Origin of the sequence: Streptomyces bluensis (genome assembly GCF_014650715.1) — a bacterium.
Taxonomy (GTDB): domain Bacteria; phylum Actinomycetota; class Actinomycetes; order Streptomycetales; family Streptomycetaceae; genus Streptomyces; species Streptomyces bluensis.
On the sequence record NZ_BMVM01000002.1, the window covers coordinates 689,259 to 706,324 of the forward strand.

At 72.4% G+C, this 17,066-nt stretch carries 15 protein-coding genes; 8 read left to right on the forward strand and 7 right to left on the reverse strand.

The annotated features are described in order from the left end of the window. Positions 1-17: 17 nt before the first annotated feature. From IE262_RS08255 to IE262_RS08275, 5 genes are all read right to left on the reverse strand, one after another. The gene (locus IE262_RS08255) at positions 18-902 is read right to left on the reverse strand and encodes an SMP-30/gluconolactonase/LRE family protein (RefSeq protein WP_189872409.1); all 885 of its coding nucleotides are present in this window, start codon (positions 900-902) and stop codon (positions 18-20) included. Beyond that, positions 899-1,672 carry an IclR family transcriptional regulator gene (locus tag IE262_RS08260; protein ID WP_134039917.1) on the reverse strand — a complete coding sequence of 258 codons (774 nt, stop codon included), beginning with the start codon at positions 1,670-1,672 and terminating at the stop codon, positions 899-901. Before IE262_RS08260 ends, IE262_RS08255 begins: the two co-directional genes overlap by 4 nt. A 148-nt stretch (positions 1,673-1,820) precedes the next feature. Beyond that, positions 1,821-2,249, reverse strand: coding sequence for a hypothetical protein (locus tag IE262_RS08265; protein ID WP_229877152.1), 429 nt, complete (start codon positions 2,247-2,249; stop codon positions 1,821-1,823). Positions 2,250-2,371: 122 nt separating this feature from the next. Beyond that, complete coding sequence (locus tag IE262_RS08270) at positions 2,372-3,607, reverse strand: glycosyltransferase (protein WP_189872410.1); 1,236 nt, start codon at positions 3,605-3,607, stop codon at positions 2,372-2,374. A gap of 186 nt (positions 3,608-3,793) precedes the next feature. Beyond that, positions 3,794-4,309: an SMI1/KNR4 family protein gene (locus IE262_RS08275; protein WP_189872412.1), complete on the reverse strand. Its 516-nt coding sequence runs from the start codon at positions 4,307-4,309 to the stop codon at positions 3,794-3,796. Positions 4,310-4,441: 132 nt separating this feature from the next. On the opposite strand from IE262_RS08275, the gene IE262_RS08280 reads away from it, so the two are divergent. After that, the gene (locus IE262_RS08280) at positions 4,442-5,059 is read left to right on the forward strand and encodes a YcxB family protein (RefSeq protein WP_189872415.1); all 618 of its coding nucleotides are present in this window, start codon (positions 4,442-4,444) and stop codon (positions 5,057-5,059) included. A gap of 151 nt (positions 5,060-5,210) precedes the next feature. Next, the gene (locus tag IE262_RS08285) at positions 5,211-5,669 is read left to right on the forward strand and encodes a hypothetical protein (RefSeq protein ID WP_229877153.1); all 459 of its coding nucleotides are present in this window, start codon (positions 5,211-5,213) and stop codon (positions 5,667-5,669) included. A 20-nt stretch (positions 5,670-5,689) separates the two neighbouring features. Here the strand turns inward: IE262_RS08285 and IE262_RS08290 are convergent, their stop codons facing one another. Both IE262_RS08290 and IE262_RS08295 read right to left on the reverse strand, forming a co-directional pair. Continuing rightward, positions 5,690-6,931, reverse strand: coding sequence for a PucR family transcriptional regulator (locus IE262_RS08290; protein ID WP_189872417.1), 1,242 nt, complete (start codon positions 6,929-6,931; stop codon positions 5,690-5,692). Between the two features lie 3 nt (positions 6,932-6,934). Continuing rightward, positions 6,935-7,087: a hypothetical protein gene (locus IE262_RS08295; RefSeq protein WP_166681738.1), complete on the reverse strand. Its 153-nt coding sequence runs from the start codon at positions 7,085-7,087 to the stop codon at positions 6,935-6,937. A gap of 322 nt (positions 7,088-7,409) precedes the next feature. On the opposite strand from IE262_RS08295, the gene pgfA reads away from it, so the two are divergent. From pgfA to IE262_RS08325, 6 genes are all read left to right on the forward strand, one after another. Then, a complete protein-coding gene (gene pgfA / locus IE262_RS08300) occupies positions 7,410-8,390 on the forward strand; it encodes a cell envelope lipid trafficking protein PgfA (protein ID WP_134039913.1) in 981 nt (326 codons plus the stop codon). A 164-nt stretch (positions 8,391-8,554) separates the two neighbouring features. Next, a complete protein-coding gene (locus tag IE262_RS08305; protein WP_189872419.1) occupies positions 8,555-9,706 on the forward strand; it encodes a glycosyltransferase family 4 protein in 1,152 nt (383 codons plus the stop codon). Positions 9,707-9,729: 23 nt separating this feature from the next. Continuing rightward, positions 9,730-10,455: a class I SAM-dependent methyltransferase gene (locus tag IE262_RS08310; protein WP_189872421.1), complete on the forward strand. Its 726-nt coding sequence runs from the start codon at positions 9,730-9,732 to the stop codon at positions 10,453-10,455. Further along, positions 10,452-14,900 (forward strand): alpha-(1->3)-arabinofuranosyltransferase, encoded by a 4,449-nt coding sequence (locus tag IE262_RS08315; protein WP_189872423.1) that lies wholly within the window; start codon positions 10,452-10,454, stop codon positions 14,898-14,900. Before IE262_RS08310 ends, IE262_RS08315 begins: the two co-directional genes overlap by 4 nt. Further along, positions 14,897-16,291 (forward strand): condensation protein, encoded by a 1,395-nt coding sequence (locus tag IE262_RS08320; protein WP_229877154.1) that lies wholly within the window; start codon positions 14,897-14,899, stop codon positions 16,289-16,291. Before IE262_RS08315 ends, IE262_RS08320 begins: the two co-directional genes overlap by 4 nt. Positions 16,292-16,314: 23 nt before the next feature. Beyond that, positions 16,315-17,052 (forward strand): class I SAM-dependent methyltransferase, encoded by a 738-nt coding sequence (locus tag IE262_RS08325; protein WP_189872425.1) that lies wholly within the window; start codon positions 16,315-16,317, stop codon positions 17,050-17,052. Positions 17,053-17,066 lie beyond the last annotated feature (14 nt).

Below are 17,066 nucleotides of genomic sequence, written 5' to 3' on the forward strand. Positions count from 1 at the left end.
CCAGACCCCCACGGGGCTCAGCCCGCGAACGCCTTCTGCTCCACGCCCTTCCCCGCACCCGGGATCACCAGCAGCGAACCCGACAGGGGCGGAGGTGCCGTCAGGCCCGTGGCGGCCGTGGTGATGTAGAGGTCCGTCAGGCCGGGGCCGCCGAAGGCGCAGGCCGTGGGGCGGGGGACGGGGAGGGGGATGACACGGTCGAGGGTGCCGTCGGGGGTGTAACGGCGAACCGCTCCGCCGTCCCAGAGGGCCACCCAGACGCAGCCGTCGGCGTCGACCGTGAGTCCGTCGGGGAACCCGGCGCCGTCCTCGATGGTCACCAGGGACCGCCGCCGGGAGATCTGCCCTTCTCCCTCTCCGTGTCCGCCTCCCTCTCCCACTCCTACGTCGAAGACGTCGACGCGACGGGTCGGGGAGTCGATGTAGTACATCAGGCGGCCATCCGGGCTCCAGCCGATGCCGTTGCTGACGGCGACGTCGTCGAGGACCGTACGGACCGTGCCGTCGGCGGTGAGATGGGACAACGTCCCGCCGCCCGGGGCCTCGTCATAGCGCATGGCGCCCGCCCAGAGGGAACCGTCGGGGGCCACGGCGGCGTCGTTGGCGCGGCGGCCCGGGACCGGGTCGTGGTGCAGCCAGCGGAAACCGCCGTCGGTGTCGTGCAGGCCCACGCCGTCCCGCAGGTTGAGCACCAGCCCGCCGCCCGCACGCGGCTTCGCGGCGCCCACGTGCTGTTCGGTGACCATGACCGTGCGGCGGCCGGAGACGGGGTCGTAGGTGTGGACGCGGGAGCCGAGGATGTCGACCCAGATCAGCCGCTGGGCGGCGGTGTCCCAGGTGGGGCCCTCGCCGAGGGCCGCGTGTTCCCGTACCGCGATCTCGTAGCCCGTTGAGGTCGTCATGCCACGCTCCTGTGTCCGAGGCGCTCCGACAGTTCCGCCGCGCCCTTGGCCGCGAGCTGCTCCAGCTCGGCGCGGCGCTCGTCGCTCCAGCGGATCATGGGCACGGAGATGGAGAGCGCGGCGACGACGCGGCCGGTGCGGTCGTGGACCGGGGCGGCCACGCAGGAGACGTCCGGGTTGGACTCGCGGCTCTCCACGGCGATCCCGCGCCGGCGGATCTCGGTCAGGGCCTCGCGCAGGGCGGCCGGGTCGGTGATGCTGTTGGGCGTCATCCGGACCAGGTCCGCGTCGTCGGGGATGCGGACGGTGAGCTCGTGCTCGGGAAGGGAGGCGAGGAGCATCTTGCCGACCGAGGTGCAGTGCGCGGGCAGCCGGCGCCCGGCGGCGGACACCATGCGGACGGCGTGCGTGGAGTCGACCTTGGCGATGTAGATGACGTCCGCGCCCTCCAGGATCGCCACGTGCACCGTCTCGTCGCAGGTTTCGGCGACGGACCGGGCGACCTGCTGGCCCTCGGCGGCGAGGTCGAGCTGCTCGGCGTAACGGCTCCCGAGCTGGTACGGACGTACACCGAGCCGGTAACGTCCCGGTTGTCCCGGTACCGGGACGATGTACGACCGGGCGGCGAGCGTGGTGACCAGCTCGTGCACGGTGGTGCGCGGCAGCTGTAGCTTGCGCACGATGTCGGGGGCGGACAGCGTGCCGTCCCCGTCCAGGAAGAGCTCCAGTATGTCGAGAGCCCTGGTCACGGCAGGTACTAGGCGTCCCACGACCGGCCCCCTCCCTTGCGTCCTTGGTGACTGCGTTCGAGATTTCAACAGTCGATCGGCATGACGAACACAGGCTAGTCACAGTGAGCTCGACCGGGCAATGGCCGGGCAGTGACCGGGAAACCCGGGGCGGACCGCGGCACCCCCCTCAGGCGGCCTCCTGCCGGACCCGCCCGTGCAGAAGCAGATAGAAGGTCTGCAACGACTCCTCCCGCCCCACCTCGAAGCGGTTCACCACCTTGCCCAGCGGATTCCACACCCGCCCGTCCGGCATCCGCACCCCGACCGGCTGCCCGAAGTACGCACGCTGCTCGGCGTCGAAGTCCACCCAGACCGCTCCGGCCCGGCGCACCAGCACCTCACCGACGTACGCCCCGAGCCCGAACAGCGCCCCGGCCACCCGCTCCCGGTCCGCCGCCCCCTTGCGCAGCCCGTCGACAAGGAAGTCGACGACCCGCAGGCTCGCGACCGAGTAGTCCAGCGGCAGCCGGTTCCTCTCCGTCAGCCGGGTGACGAACCCGGCGGCGTACCGCCGCATGCCGCCCGCGGTCGACCCCTGCCCCTCATACCCGGACATTCCCCCGCCCTTCGGTCGTTGTAGGGAAAGCGGCGTCCACTCCCCCACTGACCAAGCGCAGTTCCGGTCACAAACGTCACAGTCTCCACGACGACACTTCACACACCTTCACACACCGTGGTTCACGCGGACGCGGGCGGCCTTTCCCGGTCGGCTGCGTCGAGGAGCATGTGCGCGGCCACCGTGGCCCCGTCGGTGCGGATCGTGGCGGCCACGGCCCTCGCCCGCGCTCGGGTCTCGGGGGTCAGGGCCGTGGTGAGCGCGGCCGACAGGGAGTCGAGGGTCGGCGTCGGACCGTCGTGTGCCGCGCCGATGCCCAGCTCGGCCACCCGGGCGGCCCAGTACGGCTGGTCCGCGATCTGGGGCACCACGAGCTGGGGCGCGCCGGCCAGAGCGGCCGTCGTCGTGGTGCCGGCGCCGCCGTGGTGTACGACGGCGGCCACCCGGCCGAACAGCGCCTGCTGGTTGACCTCGCCGACGAGGAAGCAGTCGTCCCGGTCGTCGATCGGGGCCAGGTCGGCCCAGCCGCGGGCGAGGAGAACGCGGCGGCCGTGCGCACGGATCGCTTCGATCGCCACCCGGGCGGGGTCCGTCGCGGTGCGCATGGCCATGCTGCCGAAGCCCACGTACACCGGCGGTGCGCCGGCCTCCAGGAACGTCTCCAGCTCGTCGGGGAGCGGGCGCTCGTCCGGCAGGATCCACGCTCCGGTCTGCACGAGGTCGAGGTCCGTCATATCCCGCCACGGAACGAGGTTCGGGTCCGCCGCCAGCCACGGCCGGTCGGTGAAGACGTAGTCACGGACGTTGTCCACCGGGGGCAGGCCGATCGCCGCCCGGTGGCGGTTCTCCGCCTCTCGGTACAACTTGTTCACGCGCTGGGCGTCCTGCTCCCACAGCACCTTGAGGTCGGTCTCCTCCCGCGGGGACGGCCCGCCCGGCCGCATCGGCGGAGGGAACCGGCTCGACGGCAGTCCCAACGTATGGAAGCACGCGAGCACGTAGGGGATGCCGAGTTTCTCGGCCACCGAGCGAGCGCCGGCCGGCATCAGGCCGGTCGCCAGGAGCGCGTCGCATCCCTCGGCCGCCGCGGTGAGCGTGTCGAACCGTGCGGCGACCAGCTCGGGCGCGAGCCGGAACGCGGCCTCCGCCGACGGCGGCTTCTCGCCGGCAACCACCGAGCGCACGGTCGGTCCGAGCGGCACCAGCGGCAGTCCGACACGGGCCAGCAGCGCCACGAACTCCTGATCCGGCGGCGCGCAGACGCGCACCTCCGCGCCGAGTTCCCGCAGCCGCACCGCGAGTGCCACCACCGGTTCGACGTCCCCGCGCGATCCCCAGGTAGACAACACCACACGCATGTCGCACATCCCCCCATTCCACAGCTTCCGGCATCGGCCGACCATCCTGCGGCACGACCAGGGCCTTGCCGCAAGCCCCCCGGTGCGCTATAGGTTGAGAGTGGCAAGGAGTGGGAGCTCCTTGCCTTTGCTTTTGCCCTGCTCTCCCTGCTTCCCCTGCTTCCCCTGCTTTCTCGGGGCGCTCGGTCACGTCTGGGCAACCGCGGCGAACGAATGACGGGAAACGTCGTCCGCGATACTGAACGGACGGAATTCAGGATCGGTAAGGACCCGGGCTATGAATTCGGGCACTCCGATGTCGTAGCGATGCCAGTCCTCAGAATCCGCGATGCGCGCCACAATCGGCCACTCACGGCCACCCGAGGAGCCGGCCAGCCAGTAGAACCCGTCTCCTGACACCGTGGAGCCCCAGGGAATGAGCCCCTCCTTGCCCGGCTCGTAGATGCGGTAGGGAGCGAAAACGGGGTCGGCCTCGCCGTCGACGACTCCGTACTCCCGGGCGTCACTCAGGAAACCCCGCCACTGAGTGACCAGGTCGAACATCCTGCCCTCATCAACGCAGTGCAGGAGAAGGAAGTCCGAGAAGACGCCCCCACCGAATCCCTCGCACAACTCCTTGTAGTCAGCCGGAAGTTCCGCATCCAGCTCCCGCTCGATCTCAGCCCATGCGACAGGCGATCCCAGCGACTCTCGTCCGGTCACCTCAAGCAGACACCTTGTCCACTTCATCCTTGATACCCACTTTTCTATTCCTTTGTCGGTCGGCTTGACGTCGCGTCCGCCGGGCGGCTAGATCCAAGCGCAACGCAGAACACAGATGTCACATATCCATACATGACCGTCCCCACAGCCCAGGGAGTGACCGTGCAGGAAGCGAGGCCAGCAGTGAGGCCGGTGGAGTTGGCCTACCTGCCGACGCCCGCGGACGCGGTGACGGCGATCCGTGCACGGATGCGCGCCACCCCGGCGGGGCGGTTGCAGAACTGGGTGCTCATCGCCAGCGGGCTCGTCGTGCTGCAGGGGCTCGTCATGAACTTCACGGGCCCGAAAGGGCCCAGCTTCCAGTCCACGGTGCTGAGCCTCTCGGCTCTTGCCCTGGTTGTCGGTGTGTATCTGCTGGTCCCGGCGCTCCAGGGGCGGCAGGTGCACCGCATGATCGCCCCGCAGGGAGAGTTCCAGGCCGTCGTGGACGACAGCGGGGTGCGGGTGGCCTCGCGGTACAGCGAGACGACGTACCGGTGGCCGATGCTCACCCGGTACACGGAGACGGACGAGCTGTTCGTCCTGCTGACGCCCGACAGGTACGGCATCGGCATCGTCGTCCTCCCCAAGCGCGGCGCCGCGGAACCGGTGGACGTCGACCGCTTGCGCGACCTCCTCAACCTGCACGCCACCCGGCTCGGGCCCAAGAGAGTCCGGTCCGGGCGTCCCGAACCAGCCCAGCGCGGCTGACCCGACCGCAGCGCTCGCCTGGATAACGCCTGGTCAAGTGGCAAAGTGTCCGAAATTTCCGGCCGCTGGCCATCCGTCATGGCGTCATGTATAAACCGCCCCGGATGCCTGCCGGGCATGCGCAGACTTACTGATTTCCAGGGGGCAGTTCATGGGCGGCACAACCGGGGAATCCACAACGGCCCTGCGGTCCCGCCGCCCCGACCGCGCGGGGCTGCTGGTGGCCGGGGCGCTGCTGGCCGCCTGCGGCGGGCTCGTCCTGTACGGCGTACTCGACAGCGAGGACGGGGACACCGCGCGGGAGCGCCCCGCCCCCGCGGCCGCGGTGACGTACGAAGTCACCGGCACCGGCGCCGCCGACATCACCTACCAGGCCCGCGGCGAGGCCGGGCGCACCGTCACCGTGGGCGCCTCGGACCTGCCCTGGCGCAAGACCGTGGAGGTTCCCCTCGGCACGGAACCCGTCATCGGTATCACCCTGGGCGACAAGGGCGGGCAGGTACGCTGCGCCCTCGCTGTCCGCGGCGAGCACGTCCAGAGCGCCACCGCCACGGGTGCGTTCGGCCGGGCCACCTGCTCCGCCGCAGCACTCGCTCAAGAGGACCGGTGAGCGGGGGCGCTTTCCAGGTGTCAGCGGCGGGCCCGTGGGTCGCCCAGTTCGCCCCGTAATCGTTGGGCCCGTAACACCAGTTCCAGTTCGAAGCGGCGGTCCGGGTCGTCGATCTCGTCGCCCCACAACTCCCGTATCTGCCTCAGGCGGTAGCGCACCGTCTGAGGGTGGACGCCCAGGCGTGCGGCCACCTCGGGGGCGCCGCCGCGGGTCTCCAGCCAGGCCAGCAGGGTCTCCGCCAGGCGGCGGCCGTGAGCGGGGCCGCAGTGCGCGAGCGGGGCCAGGCACCGCAGGGCCAGGTCGTCGATGAGTTCCTCGGGCTGCAACAGCACCAGCGCCTCCGTGTGCTCCGTGCAGTGCAGCACCTCCCCGCCGGGCAGCAGCCGCCGTTCCATCAGCCGTACCGCGGCCTCGGCCCAGCGCAGCGACTTCGCGGCGTCGGGCAGCGGCACGGGCGGGCCGATCGCGCCGGACCAGCCGGTCAGGGCGCGGTGGAGCAGTTCGGGGCGGCCGGCCGCGCCGGGGTCGGGTACGACCATGCGGGGCTGCTCGTACTCCATGTCGAGCAGCACGCCCTGGCTCACGGCGGGGGCGACGGCTTCACGCGCCGGACGCAACAGGACCCCCACGGCGACCTTCTCGGGCAGCGGCCAGCCGATCCGGGCCGCCCGTTCCGTGAGCGCCTCCCCCGGGTCGCCCCGGTGGTGCTCCGACAACAGCAGCTCTATCAGGCGGCGTTGCAGGCGGAGCCGTTCGCCCGCCTGGCGGGCCGCCGCCTCCGCGTAGCCGCGCACCGACTGGTCCACCAGGCCGTCGAGGTACTCGTAGCCGGCGTCGACGAGTTCGTACATCGCCGGTGGCGGGATCTCGACGCGCTGGCCGATCTCCGCGAAACGGCGCCAGGCAAGCCGTACACCCAGGCGGTAGATCGCCTGGAGCGAGTCGAGGCTGCGGCCGTTCAGTCCCTCACCGCGGCCGAACTCCTGGAAGACGCCCGGAGGGACGCGCGGGCGGCCCTCCGCCGTCTCCAGGTGCTGCACGAAGACCTCAAGGGCGCGGCGGATGCCGACCAGCGCCATCGGCTCGCCGGAGTCGTCGAGTATGAAGGGCAGATGCGGGTACTCGCGGCGGATCTCCCGCAGGATCTCCTCGGCGAGCACCGGGGCCTCCGCCATGGCGAGCGCGGCGAACTGGCGCACCTGGAAGCGGGGTACGTCGCGCCAGGCCGAGCGGGTGGTGACGGTGCCCTGGCGGCGGGTCACCTCTCAGCGCTCCGCGCCGGCGTTCTCGTAGGTGATCAGCGGGGTGTTCGGCTGGTCCGGGGTCGCCTCCAGCAGGGCTACGGCACCGAGCGCGGCGCCCACGGCGAGCGCGGCCGCGACGGCGACGGTGGTGAGGGCGGCGAGCAGTCTGGACATCGACGGGTCAGCCTCTCTGTCGAACGGTCTTGTCGAAAGATCTGTCCGAAGACGCGTCGAAAGACGTGTCGAAAGATCTCTCGAAAGGTCGTCCCCACCCGGGCACCCGGCCACATGGCCGGGGACCTGGCCCGGCTCCAGCCCGGCCCAGTCTCGACAAGCATTGACACTCCGTCAAGAGTGCGCCTACGGTTCCCGGCCCATGGTGCGTGCCGTGCGAAACAGCGCGGCACCGCCTACCGCACGCGCACTTTCCCCCATGGCGCGCGACCCCGGCGTACCCGTACGCCCGTCGCGCCGACCCAAGTCACTGGAGTGCCGGATGCGCCGTTCTGCCTCACCGTTATCCCTGGTCACCTTGGGGGTCGGCACCTTCCTGCTGGTGCTGGCACCCCTGCTCGCGTGGTACGTGGAGCCGCGGGCCGCGGTGAACCCGATCGACATCGACACCACCGCCGTCTACACCGGAACCGGCAGCGTCTTCGACCTGGAGGACGTGAGGACCGTACCGGGTCAGAGGATCACCATCACCCAGCGGGTGCGCGGGGACGTCACCGACAGCGAGCGCAGCGGGAGGGCCGCGGTCTGGGACGTGACGACCTCGGTCGACACCGACCAGTCGCTGCCCGCCGCCGACCCGCACGACGCGCTGGACTTCACCCCGCATCGCTGGGTCAGCGACCGCCGGACCAACCGGCCCGTGCACTGCTGCGGTGAGAAGCCCTACATCCAGGGCGAGGCCTATCTGAAGTTCCCCTTCGACGTGCAGAAGCGCGACTACCGCTGGTGGGACAACACCCTCGGCGCGACCGTGACCCTCCACTACCGGGGGGAGAAGAAGGTCCGCGGGTACGAGGGCTACCGGTTCACCGGCTCCGTGCCCGCGACGAGGAACGGCACCCGGCTGGTGCCGGGCGCGATCGTCGACGAGCCGAACCGTCCGCAGGTGGTCGCCGAGGAGTGGTACTCCAACCACGGCATCGAGTTGGTCGTGGACCAGGCCACCGGACGCGTGCTCTACGCGCAGACGGGACCGCGCCAGACGCTGCGGGCGCCCGGCGGGAAGAAGGACGCGGCTGTGCTCCTCGACAGCCGGAAGATCGCGTTCACTGCCGGCACACAGAAGTTCGCGGTCGAGCAGGCGAAGAAGGACAGTGGTCAACTGCTTCTGGTGGGACGGACGTTGCCCGTGGGTGCGGCTGTGCTCGGGTTCGTTCTCGTCGTGGTGGGTGCCGTTTCGGTGGTGCGTGGGCGTCCACATCCCGAAACGTCCGAGTCATCCCAGGGCGCACTCACAATTTGACGAAGCGTCAGCTCCAAGAGGCCGGAATTTGTCACCTCGGTGAGTAGCAGCTCCGAACGGCTCAGCGAAAACTGTCCACCCCACCTGAGCACAGCCCACCCCCACCCGGCAGGTTCGCACCCCCCACGCCGCGTTCCGCCCCCCTGAGACGAGTTGGAGCACCGATGCCCCAGCACGTGCCGTTCTCGCTGCTCGAAGCGTTCCCGCGCTCCGTGCGGCCCTCTCCGGCGCACCCCCCACCACCGCGCCGCATCGTTTTCCTGGCCCGCCGTGACCTCGGCAATCCCGCGGCCGGCGGTTCCGAACTCCTCGTCGACCGGCTCGCCGTCGGACTGACCCGGCTCGGTCACCAGGTGACCCTGCTGTGCGGCGGACCCGCGGCGTTCCGGGACTACCGGGTCGTGTCGGCCGGCGGCGACCTGAGCCACTATCTGCGGGCCAAGTCCTCGTTCGCCCGCCAGGTCGGCGACTGCGACCTGCTGGTCGAGGTGTGCAACGGCATGCCGTACCTGGCACCGCTGTGGCACGACGGCCCGACGCTGTGCCTGGTCAACCATGTGCACACGGAGCTGTGGACCATGCGGTTCGGCGGCCCGCTGGCCCCGGCGGCGCGTCTCGGCCGAAGACTCGAACACTGGGCGCTGGCGGGTGCGCAGCGGGGGAACCTGCTCGTCGCCGTGTCACCGTCGACGGCGCACGCGCTGCGGGAGATCGGCGTGGAGCGCGAACGGATCAGAGTGGTGCACAACGGGGTCGAGGAGCCGGGGCCGCGCACGGAACGCTCCCCCGAGCCGCTGTTCGTGGCGGTGGGGCGGCTCGTCGAGTACAAGCGGATCGATCTGCTGCTGCGGCTGTGGGAGCGGGTACGGCCGGTGACGGGCGGGCGGCTGGTGATCGTGGGTGAGGGCCCCGAGCGTGCCCGCCTTGAGCGGCTCGCGGGCCCCGGCGTGGAGTTCACCGGTCATGTCTCCGAAGCCGAGAAGCACCGGCTGCTGTGCGCGGCGTGGCTGCTGATGCACCCCTCCGCGGTCGAGGGCTGGGGCCTGGTCGTGACCGAGGCGGCGGCCCGCGAGACCCCGGTGATCGCCTTCGACGTGCCGGGGCTGCGCGACTCCGTCGTGGATGGCGAGACGGGTGTGCTGGCCGAGGGCGCGTCGTCCTTCGCCGCCGCGTGGTGCGCTCTCGCGCTGTCCACGGACCGGCGGGCCCTCATGGGGAAGGCGGCGAGGGAGCGTGCGGGGCGCTTCCGCTGGGATCACACGGTTCGGCAGTTCGGGGCGGTGGCTGCTGAGGCGGTGAGGGACTGGGTGCCGTGAGGGTCGGTCAGTTCGGGGGTGGTGTGAAGGATCCCTCCCTCCGCCGCTCCGTCGCCCTCTTCCGTGCCTTCCTCCGCGAGCAGGACGACCCCGAGTACTGCTACTCCCTCCTCGCCCGGGACGCCGCCGACCAGGTGGAGGCGTACGGCGGTCCGGTCGACGGGCGGACGGTGGTGGACGTCGGCGGGGGCGGTGGGTACTTCACGGAGGAGTTCCGGCGGCGCGGGGCGCACGCGTACCTCTTCGAGCCCGACGTCCGGGAGCTGGGGGCCGCGCCGCCCGAGGGCGCGGTCGTCGCGGACGGGTATCTGCTGCCGCTGGGCGGCGGGGTCGCGGACGTGTGCTTCTCCTCCAACGTGCTGGAGCACGTGGCCGATCCGGGGACCTTCCTCAGCGAGCTGGTGCGGGTCACCCGGCCCGGCGGGCTGATCTACGTGTCGTTCACCAACTGGTACTCCCCGTGGGGCGGTCACGAGTGGGCGCCCTGGCACTACCTCGGCGCCGAGCGTGCGCGGGCCCGCTACCGGCGCCGTACCGGGAGAGAGGCCAAGCACACCCTCGGCGAGAACCTCTTCGCCGTGCACATCGGCCCCACCCTGCGGCAGGTGCGTGCCCGCGACGACGTCAGGGTCGTCTCGGCGCGCTCCCGCTACTGGCCCTTCCTCGCGGAGACCGTCGTGAAGGCGCCGGTCCTGCGCGAGTTCGCCACCTGGAACCTCCTCCTCATCCTCCGGCGGTGTCCCCCATGACGAGCACGGTCCAGGCTCCTCCCCCCGCCCCGGCACGACCCGACGGGCCCGCGCGGCGGCCCCCCGAGGGTCCACGGTCGCGGCGCTGGCTGCTGGGGTTCTGGGCCGTGGTGTTCGTGCTGTTCCTGGCCGTGCGTCCGGGGCGGATGACGTTCGAGACCAAGCTGGGTGTCGCGCTCGACCCCTGGCAGTTCCTGTCCGACCTGGGGCAGTTGTGGCACGACCGGGGCGGCTTCGGCGGGCTCCAGGACCAGTACGTCGGCTATGCGTGGCCGATGCTGCCGTACTACGCGCTGTGCGATCTGGTGCGGCTGCCGGTGTGGCTCGCAGAGCGGCTGTGGCTGTCGATCGTGGTGACGGTCGCCTTCTGGGGTGCGCTGCGGCTGATGGAGCGGCTGCGCGTCGGGAGCCCCGGGAGCCGGTTGCTCGGCGCCGTCGCGTACGCGCTGTGGCCGGTGTTCACGACCGTCGTCGGCTCGACCTCGGCGGCCGCGCTGCCGGGCGCGTTCCTGCCGTGGGTGCTGCTGCCGCTGACGAACGAGCGGTACAGCGCGCGGATCGCCGCCCTCCGCTCGGCGCTGCTCGTCACGTTCATGGGCGGCGTCAACGCGGCCTCCACCCTCGCCTCGCTGCTCCCGGTCGCGCTGTACCTGCTGTCCCGTCCGCGCGGCCCCCGGCAGCGGCGGCTGATCGCCTGGTGGGTTCCGGGCGTGATCCTGGCGACCGCGTGGTGGGTGATCCCGCTGCTGCTGCTCGGCGCGTACGGCGAGAACTTCCTGCCGTACGTGGAGACGTCGGGGACCACCACGGCCACCATGTCGGCCACCGAGGCGCTGCGCGGCGCCGGGAACTGGGTGGCGTATCTGCACTTCGGGGAGGCCTGGCTGCCCGCCGGCTGGACGGTCGCGTCCTCGGTGGTGGTGATCGTGTGCTCGGCGCTCGCGGCCGGGCTGGGGCTGGCGGGGCTGGCGCGGCGGGACCTGCCGGAGCGGCGCTGGCTGGTGCTGACGGTGCTGTGTGTCGCGCTCGTCACCCTCGCCGGGTACGGGGGTGCGGTCGGCGCGCCGTTCCACGAGGCCGTGCAGGACTGGCTGAACGGGGCTCTGGCGCCCTTCCGGAACATCTACAAGTTCCAGACGGGTCTCGCGCTCGCCCTGGTCCTCGGGCTGGCGCACGTGGTGGGCGTGGCGGCCCGGGCACGCGGGGTTCGCCCGGGGCACGGGACTCGCCGGGCGCGCGGGGCTCGCCCGGTGCGCGGGCGGCGGTACGCGACGCTGGTGGCCGCCGTGCTCGTGCTGCCCGGCCTCGCGTGGCCGTACCTCAACGGGTCGATCCTGCAACCGGGTTCGTTCCAGGAGCTGCCCAAGTACTGGAATGCCACGGCCGGCTGGCTGGAGAAGAACTCGCCCGACTCGCGCGCCCTCGTCGTCCCCGCCACCGCGCACGGCATCTACACCTGGGGCTCCCCCATCGACCAGCCCCTCGACGTGCTCGCAGGGTCCCGCTGGGCCCAGCGGGACTACGTGCCCTTCGGCACCCCCGGCAACCGGCGCGCGATGGACGCCGTCGAGCAGGCGCTGCTGACCGGCGGCGAAGTCCCGGGCCTCGCCGACTACCTGAGCCGCGCCGGACTGTACTACGTCGTCGTCCGCAACGACCTGGACCCGGATCAGATCGGCTACGTCCCGACCACGACCGTGAAGCGGACCCTGGAGCAGTCGGGGTACGAGCGGGAGACGGGCTTCGGGCCGCTGATGACGGGTGGGCGGATCGCCGACGGCACACCCCTCCAGGTCGAGGGCCTGTACCCGCGCCAGCGGGCCGTGGAGATCTACCGGCCCCCGGCGGCCGCACCCCGCCCCGGGCAGGCCGGGCTGAAGCCGATCGCGGACACCGCCGTCGTGTCCGGCGGCCCCGAGACGCTGCTGCCGCTGGCCGCCGACCCTGCGCTGCGGGGCCGCGCCACCGTCCTGACCGGCGACGACCACCCCGGTCTCGGCACCCCCCGGGTCCAGGTCGTCGGCGACGGGCTGCGGCGCGCGGACACGCGGTTCGGCCTGGTCAACGCGAACACCTCGTACACGTACACCGCCGGCGAACGCAATCACAGCGGAAGCCTCCAGGACCCCGGTGACGGCCCGCACCAGATCCTTCCGACGAAGGGCATCGCCCATCAGACGGTGGCCCAGTTGCGCGGCGCCCGCTCGGTGACGGCGTCGACGTCCGGCAACTGGCTGTTCCACCTCCCCCAGTACGACCCGGTGAACGCCTTCGACGGCGACCCGAACACCGCGTGGGCGGAGGGCGCGGCCGGTTCGGCGGACGGGCAGTGGCTGCGGATCGCGTTCGACGGGGCCGAGGACATCCCCTCGTCCTTCGAGGTGACCCCGCTGCCGCAGGACGGGGTGCGGTCCGCGCCGACGCGGGTGCGGGTGGAGACGGAGCGGGGGTCGGTCACGAGCTATCTGCAACCCGACGGCTCCCCGCAGACCGTGCGGGCCCGCCCCGGTACGACGGACTGGCTGAAGATCACGATCATCGACTCGGTGGAGCGGCACGCCGGACTCACGGGCGCCGGTTTCTCGGAGATCGACCTCCCGGGCGTCCAGGTCACCCGCATGCTGCGGCTGCCCATGGACGCCGAACGCTCCGGCGCCGACGCCTCCGCCGAGATCGTCTCCCTGCACCGAGCCGCCGACCCCACCGGTCTTTCCCCTACGGGTACGGAGACCGGGCTGCACCGGAGGTTCTCGACGGGCACGTCCGGGACGTACGAGGTGAAGGCGAGCGCCGTGCCCGTGCCGGGCGCCGAGCTCGACAGGCTGCTGTACGAGGTCGCGCCCGAGGAGGACAACCGGGTCACCGCGACGGCGGACTCCACGGCACGCCTCGGCACCGGGCTGTCGCCCCGCAACCTCACCGACGGCGACCTGACGACGGCGTGGATCGCGGGCGACAAGCCGGTGATCCGGCTGACGTGGCCGAACCGGCAGGAGGTCGACTCGATCGTGCTGGCCGCGGCGGGCGGCCTGTCCACCCGTCCGACGCAGGTGTCGATCAGTTCGCCGGACGGCGCGGCGGTCGCCGCGGTCGACGAGAACGGCTGGGCCCGCTTCGAGCCGATCACCACGAACCGCCTCGACATCACGGTCACCGCCACCGCCCCGCTGACCGTCCACAACCCGGTCGCCGGCGACGATCTGCAACTCCCGGTCGGCCTGACGGAGGCGTACCTCCCGGCCCTCGCCGACCAGCGGGCCAAGCAGCCGGCGGACGCCATCGCCTTCTCGCTGCCGTGCGGCGAGGGCCCGGTGCTCGCCATCGACGACGACCTGTACGAGACGAGTGCGAGCGGATCGGTGCAGGACCTGCGGGAGCGGCGCCCCGTCGACCTGAAGCTGTGCCGGCGGGGCGCGGCCCATGCTGAGTTGGACTTGGCCTCCGGCTCCCACCGGGTCGAGGCCGGGGACGGCGGGCCGCTCGCGGTGACCGACGTGACGCTCACGCGCGGAACGGTGACCGAGCCCTCCGGCACGACAGCCCGCGAGCTGCGGATACGCGACTGGCTCGGCGACCGCCGCGAGCTGTCGGTCGGCTCGGGCGCGGCCTCGTACCTGACGACGTACGAGAACGTCAACGACGGCTGGAAGGCCACCCTGAACGGCCGCGAGCTCACCCCTCTGCGGCTCGACGGCTGGCAGCAGGGGTGGCAGATCCCCGGCGGCGCGGGCGGCACGGTCAAGCTGACGTACGAGCCGTCCACGACGTACCGGGCCGGGCTGGTCGGCTCCGGCGTCGGGCTGGTCGTACTGATCGGGCTGGTGCTGTGGCGGCGTCGTACACCGAACGCGGACGAGCCGCAGCCCGCGCCGCCGGGGCCGGGGCTCTGGCTCGGCACGGTGGCACTCACCCTCGTGGGCGCCGTGATCGCGGGCTTCTTCGCGCTGCTGGTGCCGGTGCTGGCGCTGCTGGCGTGGAAACGGCATGCGCTGCTGGTGCCGATCGCGTTCCTCGCGCTGGCCGGGGCGGGTGTCGCCGCCGCCACGGGCGCCGGGGAGCCTGCGGGCGCCGGAGAGGGGGCGTTCGGGCCAGTGGCCCAGGTGCTGGCGCTGGTGGGGTTGTTCGCGGGGCTGGTGAGTGGGGGACGGAAGTCCCGGCCCGCACTGTCCCTGCCGCCGGACCCGGAGGCCCCGACCGCGCCGTTGCCCAGGCGGAAGCGAGGCGCGAGCGGTCCGGGCCGGGAGCCGGGAGGCGCCGCCGAGGGCACGCCGGGTTCGGAGCCCCTGGCCGGGCCGACCGTCTCCGCGAGGGGTCCGGGCTCCGCCCCGCCCGAGCCCGGCCCGCCGACGCCGGGGGCTCCGCTCCCCAGGCCGAGGTTCCGGGCGACCCCGCCCGGCGACGGCGCCGGACAGAGCGACAGCACCGGGAGGGGCGAGGCCACATGACGGCTGTGGAGCACCCGGCTCGCGACGGTACGGGCGATCCCGGTCCCGGTTCCGGCCCCGATCCCGATCCCAGTTCCGGTCCCGGTTCCGGTCCCGTGCGACCGCCGACGCGCGTCCCGTTCCCGGTGGTGGACGAGATCTCACGGCACTGTCTCCAGGAGGAGGAGCCCGAGACCGTCCACATCGAGGTCCATCTCCCGGGCCGCCTGGACCCGGCCCGCCTGCGGGCCGCCGTCGCCGGGGCGCTGCACCGCCACCCGCGCATCCTGATGCGTGAGGCGCCGGGGCGCTGGTACCGGCGCCGTTACGAGTGGGAGCTGACCGCGGATCCGGAGGTGGAGGTGGTGACGTTCCCGCCACCGGGCCGGGACGCGTTGCGGGACGCCCGGACGAGGGCCCTGACGCACGCGCCGCCGCTGTCGGCGTCACCGCCCGTCCGGCTGGAGGTCGTCGAGGAGGACGACCGGTCCGACGGCACCGTCCTCTTCCTCACCATCAACCACACCGCCCTGGACGGCCCGGCCTGCCTCCGTGTCCTCGCCACGGCCGCGGAACTGTACGGCGGCCGGGTCAACTCCCCGGCCGCGCCGCCGGTACGAACGGCCGACGCCGCGGCACCTCCGGCCGAGATGCCCTCCCTCTGGTCCCCACCCGCCCGGGTGGCCCCCGGCGCCCCCGCCCCTTCTCCTGCCCCTTCCCCCGGCAACGGCATGCTCGTCACCGAGCTCCCCCTCCCCCTCCGCCCCAAGGGCTCCTCTTACACGGTCAACGACCAGCTCATGGTCACCACGGCCCTGATGCTCGCCCACTGGAACCGGGAACACGGCGTCCATCCCCGGCCGATGCGTATCACCATGCCGGTGGACGACCGCCCCCGGGACGCCTCGATGCCCATCGGCAACGGCACCCGCCTCGTCGAAGTCCCTTTCGCCGTTGGCGAGTTGGACCCCTCGGACATGCCCGGCCTGCTGCGCCGCACGGCGGCCCGCACCCGCACCCTCAGATCCCTCCCCCGCCCCCAACTGGGCCACGGAGCCGCACTCCTGACCGCTCCCTGGGCCCCGGTCGGTGTGCGGGCCGCGCTCACCCGGGGGCTGCGCAGGGCGGCCGCCCCCTGGACGTCGACGACACTGCTCAGCAACATCGGCCGGGTCCCGTATCCGCTGGACTTCGGCGAGGGGGCGGGCCGCGCGCACGCCGTGTGGTTCTCGGCGCCGGCCCGAATGCCGCGCGGCCTCACCGTCACCACCGCCTCCACGGCGGGCCGCCTCCACCTCGCCCTGCGCTGGTCGCGTGCCCTCCTCGGTCACGGCGACGGCGAACGCCTGCGCGACCTCTTCGAGCACTACCTGCGCACGACGGAAGTCAACAGCACAGAGGGCACCCCATGAGCCCCGTGAACCCCGTGAACCCCGTGACGACCACTGCACCTGAGCGACGCGGCCTGAGCGACTTCTACGAGAACCCGTCCGTCCCCGTCGCCTCCGGCACCGCCCGCAGCGTCCGTCAGGCCCGCATGCTGGCCGCCGCACTCGGCCCGGCCACCACCGGCGGCCCGAAGACCGTCCTGGACGTCGGCTGCGGCGACGGCACGGCGGCCGCCACCGCCGCGCCCTTCCTCGCCGGCCACCGGATCGTCGGCGTCGACTGGTCCCAGGACGCCCTCAGACGCGCCCGCGCCCGGCTGCCGTACCCGGTGCGCGGTGAACTCACCGACGGCGGGCTGCCGTTCGCGTCCGCCGTCGCCGACGCCGTCCTGTTCAGCGAGGTGATCGAGCACCTGGTCGACCCGGACGCGGCCCTGGACGAGATCCGCCGGGTCCTGCGCCCCGGAGGCCACCTGATGCTCTCCACCCCGAACCTCGCCGCCTGGTACAACCGTGCCCTGCTCCTCGCCGGAGTCCAGCCCGTGTTCTCGGAGGTGAGCCTGCGCGCGATCCACGGCCGCCCCGGCAAGGAGGTCGTGGGCCATCTACGGCTGTACACCGCCCGCGCGCTACGGGAGTTCGTGGCGGCGTCCGGCTTCGAGGTCGTGGGCCTGCGCGGGGCGCCCTTCCACGGCGTACCGCGTCCGCTGCGGCCGCTGGACCGGCTGGCCTGTGCGGTGCCCTCGGCGGCGTCGATCCTGCTGCTGCACGCGCGCAGGACGTAGCGCATGTGGTGGGG